The organism is Plantibacter sp. MMLR14_011 (assembly GCF_001865025.1).
Taxonomy (GTDB): Bacteria; Actinomycetota; Actinomycetes; order Actinomycetales; family Microbacteriaceae; genus Plantibacter; species Plantibacter flavus_A.
In genome coordinates this window covers 107,470-133,225 of record NZ_MJGW01000050.1, presented here as the reverse complement: position 1 = coordinate 133,225, position 25,756 = coordinate 107,470, and the positions used below count along the sequence as shown (strand labels likewise).

Annotated in this window: 24 protein-coding genes and 1 tRNA gene; 17 read left to right on the top strand and 8 right to left on the bottom strand. The window is 68.6% G+C overall.

Going from position 1 to position 25,756, the window contains the following annotated elements; genetic code table 11:
• Positions 1–24: 24 nt before the first annotated feature.
• From BIU99_RS15005 to BIU99_RS14980, 6 genes are read right to left on the bottom strand one after another with little or no spacing between them, the layout of a single operon-like run.
• Entirely contained in the window at positions 25–1,776 is a 1,752-nt protein-coding gene (locus BIU99_RS15005) for a serine/threonine-protein kinase (protein ID WP_071261993.1), read from the bottom strand.
• A complete protein-coding gene (locus BIU99_RS15000; protein WP_071261991.1) occupies positions 1,773–3,248 on the bottom strand; it encodes a penicillin-binding protein 2 in 1,476 nt (491 codons plus the stop codon). Before BIU99_RS15000 ends, BIU99_RS15005 begins: the two co-directional genes overlap by 4 nt.
• The gene (locus tag BIU99_RS14995) at positions 3,245–4,642 is read right to left on the bottom strand and encodes an FtsW/RodA/SpoVE family cell cycle protein (protein WP_064294021.1); all 1,398 of its coding nucleotides are present in this window, start codon (positions 4,640–4,642) and stop codon (positions 3,245–3,247) included. The genes BIU99_RS15000 and BIU99_RS14995 overlap by 4 nt, the downstream gene beginning before the upstream one ends.
• On the bottom strand, positions 4,632–5,876 hold the full coding sequence (locus BIU99_RS14990) for a Stp1/IreP family PP2C-type Ser/Thr phosphatase (RefSeq protein ID WP_064294020.1): 1,245 nt from the start codon (positions 5,874–5,876) through the stop codon (positions 4,632–4,634). The genes BIU99_RS14995 and BIU99_RS14990 overlap by 11 nt, the downstream gene beginning before the upstream one ends.
• A 4-nt stretch (positions 5,877–5,880) precedes the next feature.
• Positions 5,881–6,417, bottom strand: a complete 537-nt coding sequence (locus tag BIU99_RS14985; RefSeq protein ID WP_064294019.1) for an FHA domain-containing protein — start codon at positions 6,415–6,417, stop codon at positions 5,881–5,883.
• Positions 6,414–7,160 (bottom strand): DUF3662 and FHA domain-containing protein, encoded by a 747-nt coding sequence (locus BIU99_RS14980; RefSeq protein ID WP_064294018.1) that lies wholly within the window; start codon positions 7,158–7,160, stop codon positions 6,414–6,416. Before BIU99_RS14980 ends, BIU99_RS14985 begins: the two co-directional genes overlap by 4 nt.
• Before the next feature lie 238 nt (positions 7,161–7,398).
• Here BIU99_RS14980 and BIU99_RS14975 point away from each other — a divergent pair.
• From BIU99_RS14975 to BIU99_RS14950, 6 genes are all read left to right on the top strand, one after another.
• Positions 7,399–7,485: transfer RNA gene (locus BIU99_RS14975), tRNA-Leu, on the top strand.
• A 206-nt stretch (positions 7,486–7,691) separates the two neighbouring features.
• On the top strand, positions 7,692–8,768 hold the full coding sequence (locus tag BIU99_RS14970) for an ABC transporter permease (protein WP_071261989.1): 1,077 nt from the start codon (positions 7,692–7,694) through the stop codon (positions 8,766–8,768).
• Positions 8,765–9,187: a hypothetical protein gene (locus tag BIU99_RS14965; RefSeq protein WP_139205470.1), complete on the top strand. Its 423-nt coding sequence runs from the start codon at positions 8,765–8,767 to the stop codon at positions 9,185–9,187. Before BIU99_RS14970 ends, BIU99_RS14965 begins: the two co-directional genes overlap by 4 nt.
• Positions 9,184–9,408 (top strand): helix-turn-helix transcriptional regulator, encoded by a 225-nt coding sequence (locus tag BIU99_RS14960; protein ID WP_064294015.1) that lies wholly within the window; start codon positions 9,184–9,186, stop codon positions 9,406–9,408. Before BIU99_RS14965 ends, BIU99_RS14960 begins: the two co-directional genes overlap by 4 nt.
• On the top strand, positions 9,405–10,364 hold the full coding sequence (locus tag BIU99_RS14955) for an ABC transporter ATP-binding protein (RefSeq protein WP_071261987.1): 960 nt from the start codon (positions 9,405–9,407) through the stop codon (positions 10,362–10,364). Before BIU99_RS14960 ends, BIU99_RS14955 begins: the two co-directional genes overlap by 4 nt.
• Complete coding sequence (locus BIU99_RS14950; RefSeq protein ID WP_071261985.1) at positions 10,361–11,134, top strand: ABC transporter permease; 774 nt, start codon at positions 10,361–10,363, stop codon at positions 11,132–11,134. Before BIU99_RS14955 ends, BIU99_RS14950 begins: the two co-directional genes overlap by 4 nt.
• A gap of 24 nt (positions 11,135–11,158) precedes the next feature.
• Here BIU99_RS14950 and BIU99_RS14945 read toward each other — a convergent pair whose 3' ends face one another.
• Entirely contained in the window at positions 11,159–12,124 is a 966-nt protein-coding gene (locus BIU99_RS14945; RefSeq protein ID WP_071261983.1) for a LacI family DNA-binding transcriptional regulator, read from the bottom strand.
• Positions 12,125–12,278: 154 nt separating this feature from the next.
• Here BIU99_RS14945 and BIU99_RS14940 point away from each other — a divergent pair, with 154 nt between their 5' ends.
• From BIU99_RS14940 to BIU99_RS14905, 8 genes are all read left to right on the top strand, one after another.
• Complete coding sequence (locus BIU99_RS14940; RefSeq protein ID WP_071261981.1) at positions 12,279–13,796, top strand: mannitol dehydrogenase family protein; 1,518 nt, start codon at positions 12,279–12,281, stop codon at positions 13,794–13,796.
• Positions 13,793–14,797: an L-idonate 5-dehydrogenase gene (locus BIU99_RS14935; RefSeq protein WP_071261979.1), complete on the top strand. Its 1,005-nt coding sequence runs from the start codon at positions 13,793–13,795 to the stop codon at positions 14,795–14,797. Before BIU99_RS14940 ends, BIU99_RS14935 begins: the two co-directional genes overlap by 4 nt.
• A gap of 63 nt (positions 14,798–14,860) precedes the next feature.
• Positions 14,861–16,252, top strand: a complete 1,392-nt coding sequence (locus tag BIU99_RS14930; protein ID WP_071261978.1) for an MFS transporter — start codon at positions 14,861–14,863, stop codon at positions 16,250–16,252.
• A gap of 31 nt (positions 16,253–16,283) precedes the next feature.
• Entirely contained in the window at positions 16,284–17,525 is a 1,242-nt protein-coding gene (manD, locus tag BIU99_RS14925; RefSeq protein WP_071261976.1) for a D-mannonate dehydratase ManD, read from the top strand.
• Between the two features lie 163 nt (positions 17,526–17,688).
• Positions 17,689–18,774 carry a hypothetical protein gene (locus BIU99_RS14920; RefSeq protein ID WP_071261974.1) on the top strand — a complete coding sequence of 362 codons (1,086 nt, stop codon included), beginning with the start codon at positions 17,689–17,691 and terminating at the stop codon, positions 18,772–18,774.
• A 40-nt stretch (positions 18,775–18,814) separates the two neighbouring features.
• Positions 18,815–19,327 (top strand): hypothetical protein, encoded by a 513-nt coding sequence (locus BIU99_RS14915; protein ID WP_071261972.1) that lies wholly within the window; start codon positions 18,815–18,817, stop codon positions 19,325–19,327.
• A gap of 30 nt (positions 19,328–19,357) precedes the next feature.
• Entirely contained in the window at positions 19,358–20,263 is a 906-nt protein-coding gene (rarD, locus tag BIU99_RS14910; RefSeq protein WP_071261971.1) for an EamA family transporter RarD, read from the top strand.
• An 86-nt stretch (positions 20,264–20,349) separates the two neighbouring features.
• Complete coding sequence (locus BIU99_RS14905; RefSeq protein ID WP_139205469.1) at positions 20,350–20,631, top strand: hypothetical protein; 282 nt, start codon at positions 20,350–20,352, stop codon at positions 20,629–20,631.
• A gap of 78 nt (positions 20,632–20,709) precedes the next feature.
• Here BIU99_RS14905 and BIU99_RS14900 read toward each other — a convergent pair whose 3' ends face one another.
• Entirely contained in the window at positions 20,710–21,732 is a 1,023-nt protein-coding gene (locus tag BIU99_RS14900) for a LacI family DNA-binding transcriptional regulator (RefSeq protein WP_071261969.1), read from the bottom strand.
• A 151-nt stretch (positions 21,733–21,883) separates the two neighbouring features.
• Between BIU99_RS14900 and BIU99_RS14895 the strand changes: the two genes are divergently transcribed.
• The 3 genes from BIU99_RS14895 to BIU99_RS14885 are packed head-to-tail and all read left to right on the top strand — an operon-like array spanning position 21,884 to position 25,700.
• Entirely contained in the window at positions 21,884–23,893 is a 2,010-nt protein-coding gene (locus BIU99_RS14895) for a beta-galactosidase (RefSeq protein ID WP_071261968.1), read from the top strand.
• On the top strand, positions 23,890–24,834 hold the full coding sequence (locus BIU99_RS14890; RefSeq protein WP_064294001.1) for a carbohydrate ABC transporter permease: 945 nt from the start codon (positions 23,890–23,892) through the stop codon (positions 24,832–24,834). The genes BIU99_RS14895 and BIU99_RS14890 overlap by 4 nt, the downstream gene beginning before the upstream one ends.
• Positions 24,831–25,700 carry a carbohydrate ABC transporter permease gene (locus tag BIU99_RS14885; RefSeq protein ID WP_083397395.1) on the top strand — a complete coding sequence of 290 codons (870 nt, stop codon included), beginning with the start codon at positions 24,831–24,833 and terminating at the stop codon, positions 25,698–25,700. The genes BIU99_RS14890 and BIU99_RS14885 overlap by 4 nt, the downstream gene beginning before the upstream one ends.
• Positions 25,701–25,756 lie beyond the last annotated feature (56 nt).

The window sequence follows — 25,756 nt, the reverse complement described above, 5'->3', positions numbered from 1 at the left end:
CTGAGAGCACACGACGAGATGTGACTACTCGGTAGCCTTGACCACGTCGATCGGCGTCGATGCCGGTGATGCCGCCGACGTGCCGGTGCTGCACCGGACCGCGTAGGACACGGTCAGCTGACCGGCGGCGTCGACCGTGATCGTGCCGCTCGTCGTGTTGGCGTCGAACTGACCCGATGCGTTGTTCTGGAAGAAACCGCCGCCGACCGTCACGGTGTAGCCGAGGAAGTCCGTGCCGGTCGGACAGGCGTTCTGCACGGTAGCCCAGTCGACGGCGATGGTCGTCGACGTCGCGTCCTTCGGGATCTCGAGCTGACCGGCGTCGTTCAACTTGGACTGATCGACCTTCGGCGCTTCCGTGGGTGGATCGATGACGGCGATCTCGCCGTACACGGTGAGGGTGATGGCTGAACCCGTCTTCACGTTACCCGTCGGGTTGACGTCGTAGACCGTGTCGACCTGCTCCGGCGACGTCGCTGCGTTGCCGACGTTCTTCGACACGCTGAAGTTGTACGGCGCCGCACTGAAGATGGCGTTGAGCTCTTCGAAGGACCGTCCCTGGAGATCGCTCAGGTTGATCGGGAACACCGTGGGCACCGGCGTGGGCGTCGGGGTCGGGGTCTTCGACGGGGTCGGCGAGGCCGAGGTCGATGTCGCCGACGGCGTCTTGCCCCCTGCGTCGTTGCCCTGGTTCGCGAACACGGCGATCAGCGAACCGACCAGCACGATGACGAGCAGGGCGACGAGACCGATGAGCGGCCAGGTCCACTTGCTGCGCTGCTTCTTCTCGCCCTCGCCCTCGACGTCGTCCTCGAGCTGGTCCGCCTCGGCGGCGGACAGCAACTGCGTCGTCGCGTCGTCGGCTGCGGGCATCCGGCGGGTCTGGTCCATCACGGTGGTCGCGGCGTCGCCGGCCCCACCGAGGATCATCGGCACGGCTGCGGCCGCGGCGTTGAGATCGCCCCGACGGAGCGCCTGGGCGGCGCGCGCGACGTGGGCGGACGATGCCGGACGGTCGACCGGGTTCTTCGCGATCATCGACATGACGAACCGGCGGACCGGCTCGGCGATCGTGACGGGGAGCTCCGGCGGCTGCTCGTTGATCTGCGCCATCGCGATGGCGACCTGCGACTCGCCCGTGAACGGACGGCGTCCGGCGAGGCACTCGTACGCGACGATGCCGAGCGAGTAGATGTCCGTCGACGGTGAGGCGGGGTGCCCGCTCGCCTGCTCGGGCGAGAGGTACTGCACGGTGCCCATGACCTGACCGGTAGCCGTGAGCGGCACCTGGTCGGCGATGCGGGCGATGCCGAAGTCGGTGATCTTGACGCGGCCGTCCGGCGTGATGAGCAGGTTGCCCGGCTTGATGTCACGGTGGACGAGGCCCGCGGCGTGTGCGGCCTGGAGTGCCGACGAGGTCTGCGCGACGATGTCGAGCACCTTGTCGGTGGGCAGGACACGCTCGCGCTCGAGCACGGTGGACAGGGCCTCACCGGGCACGAGTTCCATGACGAGGAACGCGCTGCCGTCCTCCTCGCCGTAGTCGAAGACGTTGGCGATGCCCTCGTGGTTCACGAGTGCGGCGTGCCGCGCTTCGGCACGGAACCGCTCGAGGAACCCGGGGTCCCCCATGTACTCGTCCTTGAGGATCTTGATGGCGATGGTCCGGCCGATGACCAGGTCAGTGGCCTGCCACACCTCGCCCATGCCACCGATCGCAATGCGAGATTGCAGTTCGTAGCGACCTCCGAAGGTCAGCCCGGCTGTCGGTCTCATTTGTTCAGCACCGCCTCTAGTACTTTCTTCGCGATCGGCGCGGCCACGAGGTTGCCGTAACCGTCCTGTCCGAGTCCACCGCCATCTTCAACAACGACCGCCACGGCGACCTTCGGGTCGTCCGCAGGCGCGAAACCGGTGAACCACAGCGTGTACGGATCGTCGGAACCGTTCTGCGCAGTGCCTGTCTTTCCAGCCACATCGACCCCATCTATTCTTGCATTAGTCGCAGCACCGCTCTGGACGCCCTGGACCATGATGTCCGTGATCTCCTTGGCCACCGAACTCGAGATCGGCTGCGACAGCTGCGCCGGTTCGAACTCCTTGAGGACGCTCAGATCGGGGTTCACGACGCGGTTCACCAGCTGCGGGTTGCAGACGATGCCACCGTTCGCGATGCCGGCCGAGACCATGGCCATCTGGAGTGCCGAGGCCCGCACGGTGTACTGCCCGAAGGCGGCCATCGCGGTCTGGTCGTCGCTCAGCGCGTTCGGGAAGGTGCTCGGCTGCATCGGCATGGGGTTGAGTCCCGTCCCGGTGATGTTGACGTCCATGTTGAAGCCGAAGCTCTGCGCCATGTCACGGATCTTCTCGTAGCCGAGCTCGACGCCGAGTTCCGCGAGCGGGATGTTGCAGCTGAGCTCGACGGCCGTCGCGATGGACACCGTCGCCCCGCCGCCGCAGCTTCCACCTTCGGAGTTGCGGATGACGGTGCTCGTCCCGGGGAGCGTGTAGGTGGACGGGTTGGGGAACTCCGACTCCGGCGTGTAATCGCCCGACGCGAACGCCGCGGCCGCCGTGACGAGCTTGAACGTGGAACCGGGCGGATCGAGGTCGCCGTCGACGCCCTTGTTGAGGAGCGGCTGGCGGTCGTCGTCGTCGAGGGTCCGGTAGGCGTCGAGCACCGCCGCGTTGTCGTGGCTGGCCAGGACGTTCGGATCGTAGCCGGGGCTCGAGACCGAGGCGAGGATCTTGCCCGTCTTCGGTTCGATGGCGACGATCGCGCCCTCCTGGTCGCCAAGCGCGTCGAAGGCGGCCTGCTGAACGACGGGGTCGAGGGTGACCTCCACCGCCGCGCCCTTCGGCGCCTGTCCGGAGATGAGCCGGTTGATGGAGTCGAGGAACTGCGAGTTCGAGGTACCGCTGAGGAGGTCGTTCGTCGCGAGTTCGAGACCGGACGAGCCCTGGGTGGGCGAGAAGTAACCGGTGACGGGCGCGTACAGCGGGCCGTTCGCGTAGACGCGCTGGTACTTGTACTCGTCGTCACTCGCGACGGACGAGGCGATGGCGGTTCCGTCCGTGAGCAGGATGGGACCCCGCTCCGTCCGGTAGCTGTCGTAGAGCGTCCGGGTGTTGCGACCGTCCGCGTTGAGGGTGTCGGCCTGGAACATCTGGATGATCGTGGTCGACCCGAAGAGCGCCAGGAACATCGCCAGGACGACGATGCTCACCCGCTTGAGTTCGCGGTTCATGAGACCACCGCCTTGGGTTGGGTTCGGACCGTGTCGGAGATGCGGAGCAGGACGGCGATGATGATCCAGTTCGCGACGAGCGAGGACCCGCCGGCCGCCAAGAAGGGCGTGGTGAGCCCCGTGAGCGGGATGATGCGGGTCACGCCGCCGACGACGACGAAGACCTGCAGCGCGACGGTGAACGCCAGGCCGACCGAGAGGAGCTTGCCGAAGTCGTCGGTACCGGCGTAGCCGACCCGGAAGCCCCGCGAGACGAGCAGCAGGTAGAGCGCGAAGATCGCGAAGAGACCGGCGAGACCGAGCTCCTCACCGAGGCTGGCGATGATGTAGTCGCTCTGCGGGACGGGGGTGATCTCGGGCATGCCCTGGCCGAGCCCGGTGCCGAGCAGTCCGCCGTGGGCGAGGCCGAAGATGCCCTGCACGAGCTGGTAGCTGCCGCCGTCGCGGTCGAAGACCTCCGGGTTGAAGGCGTCCCACCAGTTGTGGAAACGGCCGGCGACGTAGGAGAGGGTCTGACCGGCGATGAACGCACCGGCGAAGAACATCGTCAGGCCGATGATGATCCAGCTGGCACGGCTCGTCGCGACGTACAGCATCACGAGGAACATGCCGAAGTAGAGCAGACCGGTTCCGAGGTCGCGCTGGAAGACGATCACGCCCATCGCCATCGCCCACACCACGAGGATCGGGCCGAGGTCGCGCAGGCGGGGGAACTGGATCCCGAGGAACTTCTTGCCGACCATCGAGAGGCTGTCGCGCGTGCGCACGAGATAACCGGCGAAGAAGACCGCGAGAGCGATCTTCGCGATCTCACCGGGCTGGAAGGTGACCGCGTCGCCGATGCCGATCCAGACGCGGGCGCCGTTGACCTCGCGACCGATGCCCGGCAGCAGGGGCAGCAGGAGCAGGACGAAGGCGAAGAGGCCGGCGATGTATGTGTACTTGAAGAGGACGCGGTGGTTGCGGATGATCAGGACCACGGCGATGGCTCCGGCGATCGCGATCGCACTCCACACCATCTGTCGGACCGCGGCGCTCGCCCAACCGGAGTCGCCGAGGGCGATGTCGATCCGGTAGATCTCGGCGATGCCGACGCCGCCGAGCACGGTGGCGATCGGCAGCAGGAAGGGGTCGGCCTCCGCCGCGGTGTAGCGCAGCACGATGTGGAAGGCGAGGACCAGGAGCGACAGGCCCGAGCCGAAGGTGATCAGAGCGAAATCGAGGTGTCCGAGCGCGCCCAGCTGCACGAGCATGACCGCGACCGCGTTGATGGCGAACGCGAAGATGAGGAGCGCGAGCTCGAGGTTGCGGAGCTTCTTCGGCAGCCGGAGTCGGCGCATCGTCTTGATGACGCCGGTGTCGGCTTGGATGGGGGCAGCGACGTCACTGGTCATCGGTCACCCGCAGACGTTTCACGATGTCGAGGGCCTCGGTGAAGGAGGAGGCGCTGATGGTCTGGTCCACGGCCTGGCGATCGAAATCGGAGAGCGAGCCGAGCGGGATGCCGGTGTCCTCCTTGACGCTCGACAGCTGGATGGGGCCGATGTCCTGCTGGATGCCCTGGTAGATGACGACGGTGTCGTCGTCGCCGCCGACGAAGTAGCGGGTCTGGGTCCAGGCGTACCCGAGCACGACCCCGCCGACGATCGCGACGATGACCACGATGAGGCCGACGAGCCAGGTGATGCGCCGCCGTCTCGCACGACGCTCGTCCTCTTCGATGAGCTCGTCGAGGTAGTCCTCGGAGGCGGGCTCGAAGTGGGAGTTGCCGAGCGAGGTGACCCGACCGGGGTGCAGCCAGCTGTTGGGGATGAGCGAGGGCTTCTTCACCGACGGGGTGAGCGCGAAGGCAACGGGCTTCGAGGCCGAACCGACGACGACGGGCTCGCCGTCACCCACCGGCTCGTCGACGATGTCGACGACCACGACGGTGACGTTGTCCGGTGCACCGCGGTCCAGGCTCTGCCGGACGAGCTTCTCGGCAGTGCGCTGCGCGGACAGCTTCTCGGTGAGGGTCGCGGTGATGTGCGTCTCGTCGACCACGCCCGAGAGACCGTCCGAGCAGAGGATCCAGCGGTCACCCGGTTGCGTCCCGAGCGTCATCGTGTCGATCTCGGGGGAGGCGTCGACGTCGCCGAGGACGCGCATCAGCACCGATCGGCGGGGATGGACCATCGCTTCCTCGGCCGTGATCCGGCCGGAGTCCACGAGGCGCTGGACGAACGTGTGGTCGACCGTGATCTGGCTGAGCTCGCCCTCACGGAAGAGGTAGATCCGGGAGTCACCGATGTGGGCGATGGCGACCTCGTTGCCGATGACCGCGAGCGCGGAGACCGTGGTGCCCATGCCCGTCAGCTCGCGGTGCTTCGAGACCGTGTCGCCCAGGATGGAGTTCGCCGCGAGGATCGCGGACTGGAGCGTCGCCTCCGCGGCTTCGGACGACGGGTACGGCTCGTCGGCTTCGATGATCCGGTTGAGTGCCATCGCCGAGGCGACGTCACCGCCGGCGTGGCCGCCCATGCCGTCGGCGACGACGAACAGGTGGTGCCCGGAGTAGCCGGAATCCTGGTTGTTTGAGCGCACTTTACCCACGTGGGAGAGCGCTGCGCCGGCGCCGCTGGTCGTCACCGGGTTACCGCCGCAACTCGAAACTGGTCTGGCCGACCTTGACGGGGGTGTCGAGTGGGATCTGCGTCGGGACGCTCACGCGCTTGCCCGCGAGGAAGGTGCCGTTGGTGGAGTCGAGGTCCTGGACCATCCACTCGTCGTTCCAGAGCATGAGGCGCGCGTGATGCGTGGACGTGTAGTCGTCGCGGATGATGAGGCCGGAGTCCGCTGAACGGCCGATGGTGATCGGCTCGCGGCCGAGCGGGAGCTCGGTGCCCTGCTTGGGGCCGGACACGATGACGAGGCGCGAGGTGTTGTCGACCGTGGCGCGCGGAGGCGTGCCGCTCGATCCTCCGGCAGCGGGCCGACTGGGTGCCGGGGCGGTCGCGGCGCGCATCGGCTGCGGCGGGGTGGCCGGAGCTCCGTTCGACGACTGCTGCTGCGGCTTCCGGACACGTGGTCCGAAGAGGTCGGTGCGGAGGGCGTAGACGATGCCGAAGACGAACGTCCAGAGCAGGAGCAGGAAGCCGATGCGGAGGACCAGCAGGGTCAGTTCGCTCACGCGCCGTCCCCCCAGGAGTCGCCGAAGGACGACACATCGTGACGTCGGGTCGCATCGCTCATCTGGCGATCGGATCCGCCGGCCTTGGCGACCACCCGGAACACGATCCTGGTGCGGCCGATCTCGATGACGGAGTCGGGGGAGAGGGCCGCCTGGCGGAAGGGCTGGCCGTTGAGCTTCGAACCGTTCGTCGAGCCGAGGTCGCGCGCCTGACCGGCGTTGCCGTCCCAGAGGATCTCGACGTGCTTCCGTGAAGTGCCGGTGTCGGGGATCGTGATGTCGGCCTCGGCACCACGGCCGATGACCGTGCGGGCCTGCGTGATCGGATAGCGCTTGCCGCCGATGTCGAGCACGGGTGCCCAGGTCACGGAGCCCTTGAGGTTGACGCTGTCGATCTGGACGAGGCCGTCGGGGAGGGAGCGGTCGCCGGAGAGCTTGATGGTCACGGCACCCGGAAAGGAGTACCCCTGGCTCTTGGCGTGCTTCTGGACGAGCGAACCGAGCTCGTCGATGAGGGAGGGGCCGATGGCGTCCATGCGCTCGAAGTCGGTGGGCGACATGCGGACGGTGAACTTGTTCGGCACGAGGATGCGGTCGCGGGAGACGACGGCAGCCTTAGTGTCGAGCTCGCGTCGGAGCGCGCTCGTGATCTCGACCGGCTGGAGTCCGGACTTGAAGGTCTTCGCGAAGGCGCCGTTGACGGCGCGCTCGAGTCCCTTCTCGAAGTTGTCCAGAATGCCCACGGTCTCTCGATTCGTGTCGGTGTCCAGGCAATGTTAGACGGTTTGCCTGCACACGAGGCCAATCGACGCGGGCGCCGACGCCAGGTGTTCACCCGCTCGGCAGCAGGAGATCAGCATCGGCACCGGACCGTCGGGGCCGTTTCGTCCTGCTCTGGCGCGGATCTCCGGTGTTCTGCCACCCGGGCTCCGCGTGCTATCCTCGATAAGTTGCCGCGAGAGCGGTGACGTCTGGTGTCTCGCGCGAGTGGCGGAATTGGCAGACGCGCTGGCTTCAGGTGCCAGTGCTCGAAAGGGCGTGCGGGTTCAAGTCCCGCCTCGCGCACCAGTGGATGTGACATGAAGGCCCCCGAGGAATCGGGGGCCTTCGTCGTTGTCGGCGTCGATCGACGAGTCGACTCTCGGTGTTCGTGGAGCCAGGGGCGTCCGTCGCGCGCTGACAAGGTCACTTGACACGTCATCGTGTGACAAGCATGCTTGACCTATGTCAGGTTTCCTTGTCACCGCGGATCGCGGACCCGAGGTGTGCGGCTGATGGCGGCGCTCACCGAGCGCGCGGGGCGCGGTGGCGCCGCGTTCCGGCGGCTGGCGTCGATGAGCGCTCGCGACGTGCTCAGGAACCCGCTCACCGGGATCTCGATGTGGTTCATGACCGGCATCGTCCTCGTGATCTACGTCTCCATGTGGCTCGCGTTCGTCGTCCTGGGCCCCGCTCCGGTCGTCGTGCTGGACACGGACGACCCGGCAGTCCCGTCGGCTCTGGAGCGCGCCGGTGTACGACTGGTCACCGACGACGCCCCCGATCGGAACACGCGGGTGACCGTGCACGAGGGGAGCGCCCTGGTCGTGCTCGCCGCTGCCGACCAGGCCGCGTGGGACCCGATCTGGCGAGGCCTGCGCGACGCAGGCGTCCCTGCGCACGACGTGACGGTGACGGATGACGAGGGCGACGTGAAGATCGACCCCCTCCAGGAGAACCTCGGGATCGTGGTCCTGGTCGGGGTCGCGAGCCTGGCGTTCGTCGGGACGACCGTCCCGCTCGTGGCGATGCGGGAGCGCGGGCTGCTCCGGCTGCTCGGTGTGACGCCGCTCCGACGGTCGACGTTCCTCCTCGCGCAGCTCCCCTTGCGTGCGCTGGTGGCGGTGGGGATCCTGGTGCTGACGACCGGGATCGCGGTCTGGCGCAGGTACGTCGACGGTGTGGACCTCCTCGCCCTGGGGGTCTCGTTCCTCCTCGGGGCGGCGATGCTGTTCGCTCTGGCGTTGGTGTTCGCCGCCCGATCGCGGAACGCCGAGGCGACACAACAGACGATGGTGATGGTGACGATCGGGCTCGTGTTCGCGTCGGGTGGGCTCCTGCCGCAGTCCATCCTCCCTGCCGCCGTGCAGGTCGCCATGGACTGCCTGCCGACCACCTGGTTCGCCGCCGCCGCGAGTGCCTCACTGACCGGGGCCGAACCGTTCCTCCCCGTCCCCGCGCTCTGGGGGCTCATGTCGCTCGTCACCGTCGCAGCAGGCGTGCTCGCCGTGCGGTGGTTCGAGTGGGATCAGTCCGAGCGCGACGGGGGGACGACCACGACGTCCGATACACAACGAGAGGTGGCTGCATGAACAAGCACACGACACGAAGATCGACGCCACAGGAGCGTCGTGCGTCCCGCAGATACATGTGGGAGATCGCGGCCGGTACCGTCGGGTTCCTCGTGACGTTCCTCTTCTTGCCGGAACTGTTCCCCACCGAGCCGGGATCGCCCGCAGCCGTCGTGGTGGCGCTCGTCCCGCTCGTGCCGGTGGTGTGGATCGCGATCGCACTCATCCGGCACGTGCGTCGTGTCGACGAACTGCAGCGCGGAGTGATCGTGCTGAGTCTCGCCATCGGGTTCGGTGCGGCGATGCTGATCAGTCTCGCGGTCGTGTTCCTGTCGACCGCCGGTGTCGTCGTCCCCCAGCCGGAATGGTGGGTGTTCATCGGCGGGATGGCGGTCTGGGGCGTGTCCATCGGTGTCGTCTCCTTCCGGGCCACCCGATGAAGAACGACGTCCGCGTCCTGCGCACCGAACGCGGGTGGACCCAGGTCCAGTTCGCCGAAGCCCTCGGCGTCTCCAGGCAGACGGTGAACGCACTCGAGACCGGGCGCTACGACCCGTCCCTGCCGTTGGCGTTCCGCGTCTCCGCACTGCTCTCCCGCCCGATCGAGGAGATCTTCTTCCCGGGTGAACACGATGCCCCGCCGTCTGGAGGACGACGATGAACGGACCGGACCGAGTGGTCGTCACCGTCGACCGGCTCAGCAAGCGCTACGGCGACCGCAGCGTCCTGCGTGACGTCTCTCTCCGGGTCCGCGCGGGCGAGGTGTTCGGACTGCTGGGACCGAACGGTGCCGGGAAGACCACCACACTCGAGACCATCGTCGGTCTCCGCCGTCCCACCGACGGAACCGTGCGGGTGCTCGGACGAGACCCGGCGATCGACCGCCGGTACGTGACCGAGCGGATGGCGGTGCAGCCGCAGGCCGCCACCCTGTTCCCGACGCTCACGGTCGCGGAGACGCTCGACCTCTTCGCGTCGTTCTACCGCGACGCGCGGCGCCCCGAGGAGGTCTTGGACGAGCTCGATCTGCGCGAGGCGCGGCGCGTGCGCGTGAAGCACCTCTCGGGCGGCCAGGAGCGGCGCCTGCTGATCGCCATCGCGTTGATCGGCGATCCCGAGATCGTCGTCCTCGACGAGCCGTCGGCCGGACTCGACCCGCAGGCCCGACGGAACCTCTGGGGCATCATCCGGCGCCAGCAGGAACGCGGGACCACGATCCTGCTCTCGACGCACCACATGGACGAGGCCACCCAGGTCTGCGACCGGATCGCCGTCCTCGTGAACGGCTCGATCGCCGCTTCGGGGGAGCCTGAGACCCTGGTCAGGGAACACGCTTCCACGGCCACGGTGACCTTCGAGATCCCCGGCCCGACCACCGCGGACGAGCTGCGTTCCCACGACCTCCCCGGCGAGATCACCGTGACGGCGAAGGGCGACGTCAGCCTGGTCGGGATCGTGACCGACGACCCTGACGCCGTGCTGCGTCGACTCACCTTCTCCACCGGTCTCAGACCGCGCGGGTTCCGAGTGGCGCACGGATCACTCGAGGACCTCTTCATCGATCTCGCGAACCGGCCGACGTCAGCAACCACGGGCGACCCGGCCCACAGCCCATGAGCACGACGCATGCGTTCCCGGCGCAGGTGCGGAGCTTCGCCGCGGCCCACGCGCGTGACCTCGTCCGGGACCCGCGCTCGGTCATCGCACTCGTGGCGAGTTTCCTGGCCTTGATAGCACTGCTCTGGGGTGTGGACGCCGTCGTGGCGACGGCGTCCGGCGCTCCTGCCGGTGTGCTGGAGCGTGGCCTCCCGCTCGTTTCGAGCACGGGATCGATGGCGATCGCGTTCATGCTCACCACGGTGCCGCTGGTCCGGCATCGCAGCACCGGCCTGCTGCGGGCGCTGTCGACCTCGCCGGCCCGTCGCGACGCCTACCTGTTCGGACATCTGCCGATCCGCGTGGGGTTGGTCGTCGTGGAGGCCGCGGTGATCATCGCCCTGGCCGCCTGGACGGTGCCGACCCGTCCTCTGTCCGACCTCGTCGCGATCGCCGGCACGATCCTGCTCGGTGGCGCGATGCTGCTCGGCTTCGGCTACCTCCTCGCGGCGCGGTTGTCGAACCCGGACATCGCCATGCAACTCGCGTACCTGCTGCCGATGCTCGCTCTCGCCACATCCGGGGCGCTCTTCCCGCTCGCGGCCCTTCCGGAGTGGGTCGCCGGTCTCTTCCGGCTCCTGCCCACGACCTGGATCGTCGGCGCACTCGAGGCGATCATCTCCCAGGGCCCTCAGCCCGTGCCGCTCGCGGTGGTCTGGAGTCTGATGGCGGCGTGCGCGGTCGTGTCGGGTCTCGCGGCCGCTCGTCTCCACCGATGGAACGCCGGCTGATCGGGGGAGCTGCGGTCCGCCGCGTCAGTTCCGACGCGGGGGTGCCGTCGAATCGCGCACGATGAGCTGCGAGTCGAGACTCGCGACCGAACGGGGCGACCCTCCGGCCATGGCCTGGAGGAGCACCTCGACCGCCAGCGACCCGCACCGGTTGATCGCGAGCCGCACGGTGGTGAGACCGGGCTGGCGGATGGACGCCATCTCGATGTCGTCGGTGCCGATGATGCTGAGGTCCTCGGGGCAGCGCTTGCCCATCGAGGTGATGCCGGCGTCGATACCGAGGGCGACCAGGTCGTTGTAGGCGATGACCGCCGTCGCACCGCTCGCCACGATCGTGGCCGCTGCGGCGAGACCGCCCTGGATCGAGGCCGCCTGGTGGCCGAGGCGGGTGAACTCGATGTCGAGCTGTGCACAGGCCGCCGCGACCGCGTCGCCACGGCGGAGGTCCGCCCAGGAGTGCCTCGGACCGGCCGCGTAGGCGAGGTGTCGGTGACCCAGTGCGGCGAGGTGCTCGACCGCCTGTCGTGGCCCGCTCTCGGTGTCCATCACGACGTAGGGCAGTCCGTCGATGATGCGGTTGACCACCACGACCGGGGTGTCGCCCACGAGCGCGCGGATCTCGTCGTCGGGGAGGCGTGGTGAGCAGAGGAGCATCCCGTTGAGCTTGCGCGCCAGTTCGAGCTGCTCGTGCTCCCGATGCAGGTCCTCATCGGTGTCGAACAACACCGGGCGGTGGCGTCCCTGCCAGGCCTGTGCGTGGACGCCCTTCAGGAGCGTCGCGTAGACCGGGCTGGCGATGTCGGGGACGATGACGCCGAAGGTCTTCTCCGCCGTCGAGCCGTTCGGGTTCGAATACCCGAGGTCCGCCGCCGCCGTGAGGACGCGCTCGAGCGTCGCGTTCGCAAGCCGATCCGGCTCGCCGAACGCCCGCGACGCGGTGGCGATGGAGACGCCCGCGTGACGGGCGACATCGGTGAGGGTGGCGGTCACGGTTGATCCTTCGCGGGGTCGGGTGTACTCATGATGCGGCATCGTGCTGCCATGAAACTACTTGACAAACTTTGTACAAACCATTCAGAATCGCTTTCATGATGATCGACGCGGATCTCCTCCAGCCGACGACGCAGTGCCCCGAGGGTCGGCGATGACGGCCCTGCCGACGCGACTGGGCGCTGGTTCGGGCCCGCGTCCGGAGCACCCGGCACCGTCCGCCGCCGGCATCCTGCACCTCGGCCTCGGCAACTTCCACCGAGCGCACCAGGCCGTCTACACGGCGGCTGCGCTCAGCGCGGGCAGCGATGAATGGGGCATCATCGGTGTCGCATCCCGGTCCCGAGCGGTCGTCGACGCCATGCAGGCGCAGGATCTCCGCTACACGGTCGCCGAGATCTCACCCACCGGGACCTCGTTCTCCGTGCCTGCCGTGCACACCGACGCGTTCGTCGCGGCGGAGGATCCGGAGCGCGTGGTCGGCACCCTCGCGGACGACCGCATCCGGGTCGTCACGCTGACCGTGACCGAGCACGGCTACAGCGCCTCGCCGTCGACCGGCCTCCTCGACCTGAACGACCCGCTGATCGCAGCCGACCTCCGGGGAGGTGCGCCGCAGACGACCATCGGCCAGCTCGCTCGCGGCCTGCAGCGGCGGGCTTCCGGCAGCGGCGCCCCGATCACGATCCTGAGCTGTGACAACCTGAGCGAGAACGGCGCTCGCACGGAGGCGCTTGTCCGGGCCTTCCTCACCGAACTGCGCGGCACCGAGGGCACGGAAGCGCTCGCCTACCTCGACGGCGCGGTCGCCTTCCCGTCCAGCATGGTCGACCGCATCGTCCCGGCGACGACCCCGCGACTGCGCGAGCTCGTGGCCGCCCGCCTCGCCGTCCGGGACGACGCGCCCGTCTCCGCCGAACCGTTCACGATGTGGGCGATCGAGGACCGCTTCGCCGCCGCCCGCCCAGCCTGGGAGGTAGGAGGCGCCGTGTTCACCGACGAGGTGGGGGCGTACGAGCAGATGAAGGTGCGGCTCCTCAACGGGACGCACTCGCTCATCGCCTACCTCGGTGCGCTCCGCGGGGTGGCCACGATCTCGGAGTCGATCGCCGACACCACCGTCGAATCCGCCGCACTGGCGATCCTCCGCGGCGAGTACGAGCCGTCGGTGCGGTTCCCCTCCGGCGTCGACGTCCGCACGTACGAGGGGCAGCTCTTCGAACGCTGGGCGAACCACGCCCTCGGGCACCGTACGGCGCAGGTGGGCACCGACGGATCGGTGAAGCTCCGGCAGCGTATCCCGGAACCCGCCCTCCGTCTGCTCGAGGCCGGATCCGTTCCGCACCTCATCGCCCTCACGGTCGCGGCCTACCTGTCCTGCATCGCCCCGATGCCGGGGTTCGACCCTGGTCCGCACGCGTGCGCCATGGTCGATCCCGCCCGCGAGGAGCTCGCCCGGCTGGCGGACACGTCGACGGACGGCCGGCATCTCGCGCAGCGGGTGATCGCCGAGCTGCACCTCTTCGGGCAGGACCTCGCCGAGCAGCCGACCTTCATCTCGCGGGTCGGCGAACTGATCGACACCATCCGCCGACACGGCGTCGACGCGGCCATCCGCGACAGCATCGCCGCCTCGCAGGCACCCATGACCACGACAGGAGCCCACCGATGAAGACGCTCGCGATCCACGGCGCGGAGGACATCCGCTGGGAGGACGCCGTCACCCCGGAACCACGCGCCGGCGAGGTCCGCCTCCGGGTGCGGTACGTCGGTGTCTGCGGCTCCGACCTGCACTACTACTTCCACGGAGCGAACGGCGAGTACGTCATCCGTGAGCCGCTCACCCCCGGCCACGAGCTCTCGGCCGTCGTCGACGTGGACCCCTCCGGTCGGCTCGCCCCCGGCACCCGGGTCACCGTGCATCCGGCGCGTTACGGCCCGAGCCTGCCGGGGCTCGAGGACCGCCCACACCTGCGGCCCGGCGGCGACTACCTCGGGAGCGCCGCGGCGGACCCGCACCGACAGGGTGGGGCCTCGGAGTACCTGATCGTCGAGCACTCGATGGTGCGCGTCCTGCCCGACGGACTCCCGCTCGAGCGGGCGGCGCTCGCCGAACCCCTCGCGGTCGCCATGCACGCGGTCGGGCTGGCCGGCGACGTGCGCGGTTCGCGGGTCCTCGTCATCGGTGCCGGGCCCATCGGTCTGCTCGTGATCGCCGCGGCCGGCCGGGCCGGTGCAGCGACGATCGCGGCGAGCGACATGCGCGAACAGGCACTGGAACGCGCCGCGACCGTCGGAGCCGGTGAGCTCCTGCTCGTGGGTCGCGACGCCGTCGCCGACGAGTCCTACGACGTCGTCTTCGAATGCTCCGGCGCACCGGTCGCACTGACCCAGGCGGTCCGGGCCGCGAGACGAGGCGGGTCGATCGTCCAGGTCGGCATGCTCCCCGACGCCGACAGCCCGATCAACCTCGCCCCCATGCTTGCCAAGGAGCTCACCATCCGCGGCGCGTTCCGCTTCTCCACCGAGATCGACGACGCGATCGCGTTCCTCACCGAGGGTGATCTCCTCGACGCCGTCGTGACCCAGGTCATCCCAGCCGAGGAGGCGGTCGACGCCTTCGCCGTCGCTCGGGACTCATCCCGCTCGGCGAAGGTGCTCCTCGCCTTCTGAGCCACCCACCGCACACTCCCACCCCCACTTCCGCTGCATCCCGTAGGTCCGAAGGAGTACCTCATGTCAGAACCCAGATCGTCCGTCGCCACCGGCGACCCCACCGAGAACCGATCCGTCCGCGACCTCGTCCGCGCCGCGATCTCCGGGTGGCTCGGCACCGCGCTCGAGTTCATGGACTACCAGCTCTACTCGCTGGCCGCCGCGCTCGTGTTCGCCGACCTCTTCTTCTCCAACGAGGACCCGGCCATGGCCGTCGTCGCCGCGATGGCGACGTACGGGGTCGGCTACGTCGCCCGTCCGGTCGGCGCGTTCTTCTTCGCCCGGCTCGGCGACAAGACGGGCCGGACCAAGGTCCTCTTCTACACGATCCTGCTCATGGGGTTGTCGACGACGCTCATCGGCTTCCTGCCGACCTACTCGCAGGTGGGCCTCCTCGCGCCGATCCTGCTGGTCCTCCTGCGGATCGCGCAGGGCTTCGGAGCCGGTGCCGAGATCTCGGGCGCCGGCGTCATGCTCGCCGAGTACGCCCCGGCCAAACGCCGCGGCATCATCGCGTCGCTCGTGGCGCTCGGGACCAACTGCGGCACCCTGCTCGCGTCCGCGCTGTGGGCCGGTCTGCTCCTGGCGTTCAGCGAGGACGAGGTCATCGCCTGGGCCTGGCGCATCCCGTTCATCGGCAGCGTCGTGATCATGCTCTTCGCGGTCTGGGTCCGTTTCAACCTCAAGGAGAGCCCGGTCTTCGAGGAGCGCGACGACGTCGTCGACGGCAAAGCGCTCACCAAGCAGGAGACGATCGCCCTCGCGACCGAGACCGGCAACCTCCGCACGCTCGAGGCCATGAACCGCAAGCCGATCAAGGCGTTCAGCATCGCGCTCCTGCTGCGGTTCGGTCAGGCCGGCAACTCGGGACTCGTCCAGACGTACCTCATCAGCTACATCACCGTCGTCCTGCTGCTGGACCGGTCGATCGGGGTGAACGCCGTCATCGTCTCCTCGCTCGTCGCCTTCATCACCGTGCCGCTCTCCGGCTGGCTCGGTGACCGGTACGGCCGGAAGCGCATGTACATGGTCTGGGCGATCATCGCGCTCATCATCATCGTCCCGACCATGCTCATGATCCACAGCAAGGACACCGCCTTGGTGTTCGTCGGCTACGTCGTCCTGCACAACCTGGCGGTGATGAGCTTCGCATCGCTCGAGAACCTGACGCTGCCGGAACTCTTCGGCGCTCGGAACCGCTACACCTACACCGCGATGGCCCGGGAGATCGCCGCGATCGTCGCGACCGGCGCTGGCCCCGTCATCGCCGCCGCCTGGGTGTCCGCCGCCACCGGCTCCTTCATCCCGATCATCATCATGCTCGGCGTCTTCACCCTCTGCGCCCTGGTCGCGTCCATCTGGATGCCGGAGGTCGCCGGTCGGGACCTCACCGACCCGCGCGATGCCATCTGACCGGCACCCGACCTCCTCGAAAGGAACCCCCATGAGCATCGAACTCGCGGACGTCATCGTCACGAGTCCCGGCCGGAACTTCGTCACCCTGAAGATCACCACCAGCGACGGTGTCGTGGGCTGGGGTGACGCGACCCTCAACGGACGCGAGCTCGCCGTCGCGTCGTACCTCGGCGACCACGTCGCGTCGATGCTGATCGGCCGCGATGAGGACCGCATCGAGGACACCTGGCAGTACCTGTACCGCGGACCCTACTGGCGGCGCGGCCCCGTCACGATGGCGGCCATCGCCGCGGTGGACATGGCGCTCTGGGACATCAAGGCCAAGAAGGCCGGGGTGCCGTTGTACCAGCTGCTCGGCGGTGCGAGCCGATCGGGTATCCGGGCGTACGCGCACGCCTCGGGGACGGACTACCAGGCGCTCGCCAACGCGATCACCGGGTACCAGGAGCTCGGGTTCACCGCGGTGCGCGTCCAGACCGGTGTGCCGGGGCTCGGGCAGGTGTACGGGGTGTCCGCCTCAGGGCCCGGCGTCCGCTACGACTACGAGCCGGCGAAGCGAGCGGCGGACGGCTCGGCTGCCACGGCACCGACCGAGGAGTCCTGGGACACCGCCGGCTACCTCGCGCACATGCCGGGCGTCTTCGAACGGATCCGCGAGGACTTCGGGACGGGCCTCCGGATCCTGCATGACGGACACCACCGCATGTCGCCCATCGAGGCCGCCCGGTTCGCGAAGGACATCGAGCCGTACAAGCTCTTCTGGCTCGAGGACTGCACACCGGGGGAGGACCAGACCGCCCTGCGACTCGTCCGCCAGCACTCGACCACGCCGCTGGCGATCGGCGAGGTCTCCAACTCGGTGTACGACTATCAGACCCTCATCACCGAGCGCCTCATCGACTACGTCCGTTCGGCGGTGACGCACACCGGTGGCATCACGGCGATGAAGAAACTGCTCGACTTCGCGGCCATCTACGGGATCCGTTCCGGCATCCACGGCCCCACCGACATCTCGCCGATCGGGATGGCCGCAGCGTTGCACCTCGACCTCGCGATCCACAACTTCGGGATCCAGGAGTACATGCCGCACAACGAACAGACCCTCGAGGTCTTCCAGACCTCCTTCACCTTCGACGACGGCTTCCTGCACCCCGGCGAGCAGCCCGGCCTCGGCGTCGAACTCGACGAGGACGCGGCTGCGGCGTTCGAGTACACGAAGGCGTACCTGCCGGTGAACCGGCTGACGGACGGCACCGTCCACGACTGGTGAGCGGCGTCGGTTGTGGCATCTGGTGCTCGGCGGCTGTGAGGTGAGATGATGCGGTGCTGCCTCGAACGCGTGCGGTCCTCCGCCACGTCCGTCCCGATGCGCGAGGCGCTGCGGGTTCCGGGACGGCAGCTCCTCCCTGCGACCCGGAATCGAAGGATGCCCGGTGCACGAGGACCCGACCGTCGGCGCGGCCGATACCGCTGAACCAGTCACCCGAGGCGGCAGAGTCGCCCCCGTCGTTTCGCCGTCGCACCGACTGCGTCCGGTCGCGTTCGGCGGTGTCATCGCCGCCACGGTCGTCGTCGCCGCGGCCTGGGTGGTCGGCGCGTCGGTGTCGCTGACGGCTGCCACGGCACCGTCGGTGATGCTGCAGCCGTATCTCGACGCACTGGAGGACGGGCACCTCGAACGGGCGGTCGCGATGGACGGGACCGCCGCCGCCGCCCAACTCGGCTACAGTGCCGACCTCCTGACCGATGAGCGGTACGCGCTCGCGACCGACCGCCCGACGGCTTATCGCGTCGGAGCGACCCGGACCGAGAACGGGGTCGCCACGGTCGACGTGGCGTTCGAGCGCGGCGGTGAAGGGCAGACCACGGCGTTCACGCTGCGCGCACAGCCGTCCGGCTTCCTGTGGTTCAGCGCGTGGCGCATCGAACCGGCGAGCCTGCCGACCATCACGGTGCCCACGGTCAGGTTCGGTGCGCTGGACCTCTCCGTCGGAGGCGAGCACGTGGGCACGGTGGACGAGACGACGGTCTACGTCGTCGGACCGGGGAAGTACGACATCGCGGCCGACTCGACCACCGGCTTCTTCGACTTCGAGGTGCCCAGCGTGGAGGCCGAATGGGACGGCAGGCCGACGGCGTATCTGTACCCGACACTGACGGCGCTCGGGCAGGAAGGGGCGACCGCTGCGGTCCGCGCGTACGTGGACGCCTGCATCGCATCGACGTCCTCTGAACCCGCGGGCTGCTCCATCGCGATCGACAATTCGGAGGGCGACGAGATGTCGGGCGTCACCTGGCTGTTGACCCGTGGTCCCGAGTTCGAGTTCTCGGAGTACTCCGCGACGGCGGGGTTCCTCGTGACCACCACCCGTCGGGGCAGTGCCGACTTCCTCGCCGCGTTCGCCTCGGCCTCGGGCGAATACGGCATCGTGACCGCGGAGGACTGCGAGGTGTGGGTGGACGGTGCCGTCGTGTTGTCGACCGACGGCACGTGGACCTTCGACCCGTACACCTGGTGAGGATGGGCGACATGATGCATCTGACGACGGAAGGCGACGCATGAAGTACGTTCCCGCATTCGGCCTGAAGGCGCAGGTGTTCATGCTCTGTGTGGCGCCGATCTTCCTCTTCCTGGTGATCCCGAAGGACAAACTGGTGTCTGCGTTACCGGTCTTGGTCGGCATGGGCGTCATCCTCGCACTCAACACCTGGATGACGTTGGTCTGGACGACGCACCGGATCGTCGTGCTCGACGGGCACCTCGTCGCGTACGCGGCGTTTCGATCTCGGGTGGTCAGTCTCGACGACGTCCGCTCCGTCGGACCGAGCGCGGCCGGGGGGATGTTCCGGATCGCCGTGCGCGATCAACCGAGCATTCGAGGCTTCCGGCGGAACGGTTACGGCGCGTTCGCGGAAGACCTGACGACCAGGCGGTCCTCGATCGAGTTCCTGTACTCGCTGCGGAAACCGAAGACGGACCGGTTCATGGAATCGGGCTACTCGGAGCTGACGGAGGACGAACGTCGCGAAGCCGAGTCCCTCGTCCTGGCCGCCCAGTCAGCCGCGAGCTGAGCTGCCCGCGCGACGATAGGGTGAGGACCCGTGACGGCCGCCCTTCCCCCTGAGCAGCGCGAGACGACGCCCCGCGGAGTCCTCGTCTCCGTCGTCGCCTCATTCCTGTTCGCGGCGCTGTTCTTCCTGCCACCCCTGCTGGAGCCGTTCGGGGCGAACGAGATCTTCGCCTGGCGCGTGATCGCGACGGTGCCGGTGCTGGCGACGCTCATCGCGGTGTTCGGGTGGCGGCGGGAGGTCCGGGACATCGCGGTCCGTCTCGCGCGTCGTCCGATCCTCGTCCTCGTGGTCGTGCTCGACGGGCTCCTGTTGTCCCTGCAGCTGTGGCTCTTCGGTTGGGCACCGCAGACGGGGCACGGGCTCGAACTCGCACTCGGCTACCTCCTGATGCCGCTGGCGATGGTCGTGGTCGGCGTCGTCCTGCATCGGGAGCGACTCGCGCCGCTCCGGATCGCGGCTGTGGCCGCAGCCGCCCTCGGCGTCACCGCCGCGATCGTCGTGGCCGGTGGGCTGTCCTGGGCGACCATCGCGGTCGCGGTCGGCTACCCGGTGTACTTCGCGATCCGGCGCCGAGCCGGGCTCGACTCCATCGGTGCGTTCTGCTTCGAGCTGGCGGTCCTCGTCCCCGTCGCGATCGTGCTGGCGTTGCAACCGTCCTCACTCGCCGTCCTCGCCGCGCACCCGCAGCTGGGCTGGGGGATCGTGCTCCTCGGGGTGATCGGTGGTGTCGCCCTCGTGCTGTACCTCGTCGCGAGTCGCCTGCTGTCGTTCGGCGTCTTCGGGCTGCTCAGCTACCTGGAACCGGTGCTGCTCGTCCTCGTGGCGGTCCTGCTCCTCGGCGAATCGCTGACGGTCGCCGACGGGTTCGTCTACGGCCCGATCGTGGTGGCCCTGATGCTCCTGGGGCTCGAGACCGTGCGACGCCCGTCGCGCTGATCGTTCACCTGCAGCCCGGCGCGTCGCCGCGAACCTGTGAAGTCAAGCCTCGAGACGCGTTCCGCGAGCGCGCCTAGCCTGATGGCATGGTTACGAAGCATGCTCCAGCAGTGTCGCTCGAGTCGCCGTTTCCTCCAGCGCGAGACTCGTCCGAACGGCACCACGTCGTCCCGATCGGTGCCCGGCAATGGCGGATCTCGAACGACGCCGATCCCTCCTCACCCGAATGTTGTCTCGCGTACGTCGAGGCACAGGGCACCGGCTACGACGTCCTCATCGTCGCGCCCAGCCCGCCCGAATGGCTGCATGTGGACACCTTCGACGAGGCCAAGCGCGCCGCGATCCGACGGCCGTCGCCGCAGCTCTGAGTCGCTCCGTCGGCGTTCATTCGCCCATGTTCGGGCGACGGAATGCCGGTTCGCCCAAGCATGGGCGAACGAACGGGTTCAGACGCTCCCGCGACGCACGATCGACGTGGGGACGAACGAGCCGACAGGCGAGATCGTCTCACCCCTGAGCTGCGCGAGGAGCACCTCCGCCGCGCGCTGACCGACGGCCGCCGCCGGCTGGTGGACGGTCGTGAGGGGCGGGTGGCAGCGGAGCGCCCACGCCGAATCGTCGAAGCCGACGACCGACACGTCCTCCGGCACACTCCGCCCCGCCGCACGGAGGGCTTCGAGCGCTCCGGCCGCGACGGCGTCCGAGGCCGCGAACACGCCGTCGACGGCCGGCTCACGGCGGAGCAGCTCCGCCATCCCGGCGAAGCCGTCCTGGTGCGAGTAGAGCGGGACCTCCACGACGAGTCGTTCGTCGAAGCGGTCGCCGAGCGCATCGCGGAATCCGGCCAGTCGGTCGGAGCCGGAGTCCCGGTCGAGGGCTGCGGCGATCATGCCGATGTGCCGTCGACCGGCGCCGATCAGCTCACCGGTGATGTCGACCGATGCCGCCCGGTTGTCGATCCCGACGAACGGGAGCTCACGGAGGTCGGGCGGGTGGCCGACGAAGGTCGCGGGGAGACCGAGGCGCTCGATGACGCGCGTGATCGGGTCGTTCTGGCGGGCGGAGACCATGATCACCCCGTCGACGAAGCCGCCCGAGAGGTACCGGGTGATGCGGTCGGTGTCGCGCTCGGAGTCGACGACCAGGCAGACGAGCTGGTGGTCGGCCTGTGACAGGGCCTCGTTCGCCCCGAGCAGGATGTTGCCGATGTTGGGGTCGTCGACGAACAGGCTGTGCGGCTCGTGGACGACGAATCCGACGGCCTGGGTGCGCTGCATGACGAGGTTCCGGGCGGCCGTGTTCGGCACGTAGCCGACCTTCTCGATGGCGGCCTCGATGGCCTCGCGCGCTTCGGCCGACACGTAGCGCTCGCCGTTGACGACCCGGCTGACCGTGCCTCGGGAGACGCCGGCCTCGACGGCGACATCGTGCACCGTCGCTCGTTTGCGTCGGGTCGGCGGAGGGGTCACGGCTCCACCCTAGCGCCGGTCCGGGCGGCCTTCGGCGGGCTCCGTGTTGACAGATTCCGAAACGCACGCCTACTCTGTGTACGTTCACAGACTCTCAACGTGGAGTTGTCGCTCTTCGATCTGTGCACGTTCACAGATCGCGGAAGGCGCCATGAGCACGACCCCCACGTTCAGCCACGACGGCATCGCCTACGGCTGCGACTACAACCCCGAGCAGTGGGATCGGTCCGTCTGGCGCGAAGACGTCGCGCTCATGCAGGAGGCGGGCGTCGACCTCGTCGCCCTCAACATCTTCGGCTGGTCGCACCTCGAGCCACGGCCGGGGGAGTTCGACTTCGCCGGGCTCGACGAGATCCTCGATCTGCTCCACGAAGCCGGCATCCGGGTCAACCTCGGGACCGGCACCGCATCGGCCCCACCGTGGCTGACGTTCCGGCACCCGGAGATCCTCCCCGAGACCGAGGACGGAACGACCCGCTTCCCTGGCGGTCGCCAGGCCTGGTGCCCGTCGTCCGCGGTCTTCCGTCGCTACGCCCTCGAACTCGTGGAGCGCGTCGCCAAGCGCTACGGCGAGCACCCCGCCGTCGAACTCTGGCACGTGTCGAACGAACTCGGCTGCCACAACGCGCTCTGCTACGACGACGAGAGCGCCGAGGCCTTCCGAGGCTGGCTCCGCGCCCGCTACGAGACGATCGAGCGCCTGAACACCGCGTGGGGCACGTCGTTCTGGAGCCAGCAGTACAGCGACTTCGCCGAGATCCTGCCGCCGCGCCTGACCCTGTCGAGCCGGAACCCGAGCCAGGTCATCGACTTCCACCGCTTCTCCTCCGACGAGCTCCTCGGCTACTACCGGGCCGAGCTCGAGGTCCTGCGCCGTCACAGCTCGGTGCCCGTCACGACCAACTTCATGGTCACTGCGCACATCCGGAACCTCGACTACTGGCAGTGGGCGCCCGAGATGGATGTCGTCGCCAACGACCACTACCTCGACAACCGCCTCGCGGACCCCACGGCCGAACTCGCGTTCGCGAGCGACCTCACGCGCGGTCTCGCCGGGGGCGGCGCATGGTTGCTCATGGAGCAGTCCACCGGTGCGGTCAACTGGCAGCCGCAGAACCTCGCGAAGGCACCGGGCGAGATGACCCGCAACTCGCTCACGCACGTCGCGAAGGGCGCGGAGGCGATCTGCTTCTTCCAGTGGCGCGCGTCGCTGCAGGGCTCGGAGAAGTTCCACTCGGCCCTCCTGCCGCACGCGGGCACCGACTCCGACGTGTGGCGCGAGGTCGTCGAGCTGGGCGGCACGCTCGACCGACTCGACGAGATCACCGGCACGCGCGTCCAGGCCGATGTCGCCCTCCTCTTCTCCTGGGAGAACTGGTGGGCCGCCGACGGCGAGAGCCGCCCGACCCACGCGATCGACCACCTCTCGCAGGTCCACGCGGTCCACGCGTCGCTGCGTCGTCTGGGCCACACCGTCGACGTCGTGCGTCCGGGCGCCGACCTCTCCGCCTACCGGCTCGTCGTCGTCCCGAACCTGTACCTGGTGCGCGACAGCGAGGCCGCGGTCGTCTCGGACTTCGTCGCAGCCGGTGGGCACGCCGTCGTCACGTTCTTCAGTGGGATCGCCGACGAGGAGGACCGGGTCCGCCCCGGCGGCTACCCCGGTGCGTTCCGTGACCTGCTCGGCGTCAACGTCGAGGAGTTCGCCCCCGTCCTCCCCGGCCAGGTGCTGACGCTCGCGTCGGGCCGGACCGCGACGGCCTGGTCCGAGCGGACCCGCGTCCGCGGTGCCGAGGTCGTCGACTCCTTCGCCGACGGCCCGTCGACCGGTCGCCCGGCCATCACGCGCAACCGCATCGCGGGTGGCGGCGACGCCTGGTACCTCGCGACGAACCTGGATGCCGTCGCGCTCGACGAGGTGCTCCGCGACGCAGCCGCGGGGGCCGGGGCGCTGCCACAGGGTGATCCGGACCAGCCGGGCCTCGAGGTCATCCGCCGCGCCGATGAGGGTCGGAGCTACCTCTTCCTCATCAACCACTCGACGAACGACGTCGAGCTGCCGGCCAGCGGGCGCGAGCTCGTCACCGGCGAACCCGTCGACTCCATTGCACGCGTGCCAGCCGGCGCCGTGCGCGTCATCAGAGAGGACCGCACGCGATGAGCGTCAACATCGAGACGGCCGAGGCGACGTCGCCACGGCCCGTCCGCCCGCCGAGGGCGGCCAAGCTGCCGAAGGCGGTGGTGCAGCACAAGCGGGCGATCGCCATCTTCATCGTCCCGTTCGCCGTGCTGTTCGCGCTGTTCTACCTCGTGCCGATCGGGTACGCGGTCTACCAGTCACTGCTCGTGATCGAGCGTGACGGCACCTTCGGTCAGGCCCGGGAGGTGTTCGGCGGACTGGCGCAGTACGTGCAGGTCTTCCAGAACGGCCCGTTCTGGCAGTCCGTCGGACGGGTGCTCCTGTTCGGCGTCGTCCAGGTGCCGGTCATGCTCGGGCTCGCGCTCCTCTTCGCGCTGCTGCTCGACTCACCGCTCCTGCGGGGCAAGCGGTTCTTCCGTCTCGCGTTCTTCGTCCCGTACGCGGTGCCCGGCGTGATCGCCGCCATCATGTGGGGCTTCCTCTACTCGCCGAACCTGTCGCCGTTCACCGCGATCACGCAGAACGTGGACTTCCTCTCGGCCGATCTCGTGCTCTGGGCCATCGCGAACGTCGTCACCTGGGTGTTCGTCGGCTACAACATGCTCATCATCTACTCCTCGCTGCTCTCCATCCCGACGGAGATCTACGAGGCCGCGCGGCTCGACGGCGCCGGTCAGGCGCGCATCGCCTGGTCGATCAAGATCCCGCTGGTGATGCCGGCGATCGTGCTCACGGCGATCTTCTCGATCATCGGCACGCTGCAGCTCCTCGCCGAGCCGCAGGTGTTCCGCACCTTCAGCTCAGCCGTCAGCAGCACCTTCACCCCGAACCTCACCGTCTACACCACCTCGTCCATCCCGAACGTGAACCTCGCAGCCGCCTTCTCGGTCGTGCTCGCGCTGGCGACCTTCGTCCTCTCCTTCGGGTTCCTGAAGTTCACGCAGCGAAAGGAAGGCAAATGACCGCCATCCTGTCCACCGGCCGCGGCCCGCAGGAGAGCCGCCTGTCGCGCGCCGGCGCGCTCATCGTGATGCTCGTCTTCACGCTCTACTTCCTCATCCCCATCTGGTGGCTGTTCATCGCCTCGACGAAGTCGTCAGCGCAGTTCGGCAACTCGGCTCCGCTCTGGTTCGCGGACTTCAACCTGTTCGACAACATCGGCCAGCTCGTCGCCTACCGCGACGGCGTCTACCTCAAGTGGATGCTGAACTCGGTGCTGTACGCCGGCCTCGGCGCACTGCTCGGCACGCTCTTCGCGGCCATGTGCGGCTACGCCCTCGCGAAGTACCGGTTCCCGGGACGCGACCTGATCTTCAACGTCGTCCTCGGCGGTGTGCTCGTCCCCGCGACCGCGCTCGCGCTCCCACTGTTCCTCATCTTCAGCCAGGTGGGCCTCACGAACACGTTCTGGGCGGTCTTCCTGCCCTCGCTGGTGAGCCCCTTCGGTGTCTACCTGACCCGGATCTTCGCGGTGTCGAGCGTGCCCGAGGAACTCCTCGAGGCCTCGCGTCTCGATGGCGCCGGTGAGATCCGGACCTTCTTCACCATCTCCGTGCGACTCATGTTCCCGGCGCTCGTCACCGTGTTCCTCTTCCAGTTCGTCGCCATCTGGAACAACTTCTTCCTGCCGCTCATCATGCTGCGCGACGAGGCCCTGTTCCCGGTCACCCTCGGGCTCTACTCCTGGAACTCGCAGGTCAACCAGATCCCCGAGCTGCGCCTCTACGTCCTCGTCGGCGCGTTCCTGTCGATCATCCCGCTCGTCATCACGTTCCTCCTGCTCCAGCGGTTCTGGCGCTCCGGCCTCGGCGCCGGCGCCGTGAAGTAGTCGGACCGACGAGCAGGCATCTTCTCCATCCCGCACCAACACCCATCCCGCACCAT

What these genes read in the sequence shown, in the direction of transcription:
- BIU99_RS15005 (WP_071261993.1), bottom strand. Translation starts at nt 1,776, where the DNA reads ATGAGACCGACAGCCGGGCTGACCTTCGGAGGTCGCTACGAACTGCAA.
- BIU99_RS15000 (WP_071261991.1), bottom strand. Translation starts at nt 3,248, where the DNA reads ATGAACCGCGAACTCAAGCGGGTGAGCATCGTCGTCCTGGCGATGTTC.
- BIU99_RS14995 (WP_064294021.1), bottom strand. Translation starts at nt 4,642, where the DNA reads ATGACCAGTGACGTCGCTGCCCCCATCCAAGCCGACACCGGCGTCATC.
- BIU99_RS14970 (WP_071261989.1), top strand. Translation starts at nt 7,692, where the DNA reads ATGGCGGCGCTCACCGAGCGCGCGGGGCGCGGTGGCGCCGCGTTCCGG.
- BIU99_RS14965 (WP_139205470.1), top strand. Translation starts at nt 8,765, where the DNA reads ATGAACAAGCACACGACACGAAGATCGACGCCACAGGAGCGTCGTGCG.
- BIU99_RS14960 (WP_064294015.1), top strand. Translation starts at nt 9,184, where the DNA reads ATGAAGAACGACGTCCGCGTCCTGCGCACCGAACGCGGGTGGACCCAG.
- BIU99_RS14955 (WP_071261987.1), top strand. Translation starts at nt 9,405, where the DNA reads ATGAACGGACCGGACCGAGTGGTCGTCACCGTCGACCGGCTCAGCAAG.
- BIU99_RS14950 (WP_071261985.1), top strand. Translation starts at nt 10,361, where the DNA reads ATGAGCACGACGCATGCGTTCCCGGCGCAGGTGCGGAGCTTCGCCGCG.
- BIU99_RS14940 (WP_071261981.1), top strand. Translation starts at nt 12,279, where the DNA reads ATGACGGCCCTGCCGACGCGACTGGGCGCTGGTTCGGGCCCGCGTCCG.
- BIU99_RS14935 (WP_071261979.1), top strand. Translation starts at nt 13,793, where the DNA reads ATGAAGACGCTCGCGATCCACGGCGCGGAGGACATCCGCTGGGAGGAC.
- BIU99_RS14930 (WP_071261978.1), top strand. Translation starts at nt 14,861, where the DNA reads ATGTCAGAACCCAGATCGTCCGTCGCCACCGGCGACCCCACCGAGAAC.
- manD (WP_071261976.1), top strand. Translation starts at nt 16,284, where the DNA reads ATGAGCATCGAACTCGCGGACGTCATCGTCACGAGTCCCGGCCGGAAC.
- BIU99_RS14915 (WP_071261972.1), top strand. Translation starts at nt 18,815, where the DNA reads ATGAAGTACGTTCCCGCATTCGGCCTGAAGGCGCAGGTGTTCATGCTC.
- BIU99_RS14905 (WP_139205469.1), top strand. Translation starts at nt 20,350, where the DNA reads ATGGTTACGAAGCATGCTCCAGCAGTGTCGCTCGAGTCGCCGTTTCCT.
- BIU99_RS14895 (WP_071261968.1), top strand. Translation starts at nt 21,884, where the DNA reads ATGAGCACGACCCCCACGTTCAGCCACGACGGCATCGCCTACGGCTGC.
- BIU99_RS14890 (WP_064294001.1), top strand. Translation starts at nt 23,890, where the DNA reads ATGAGCGTCAACATCGAGACGGCCGAGGCGACGTCGCCACGGCCCGTC.
- BIU99_RS14885 (WP_083397395.1), top strand. Translation starts at nt 24,831, where the DNA reads ATGACCGCCATCCTGTCCACCGGCCGCGGCCCGCAGGAGAGCCGCCTG.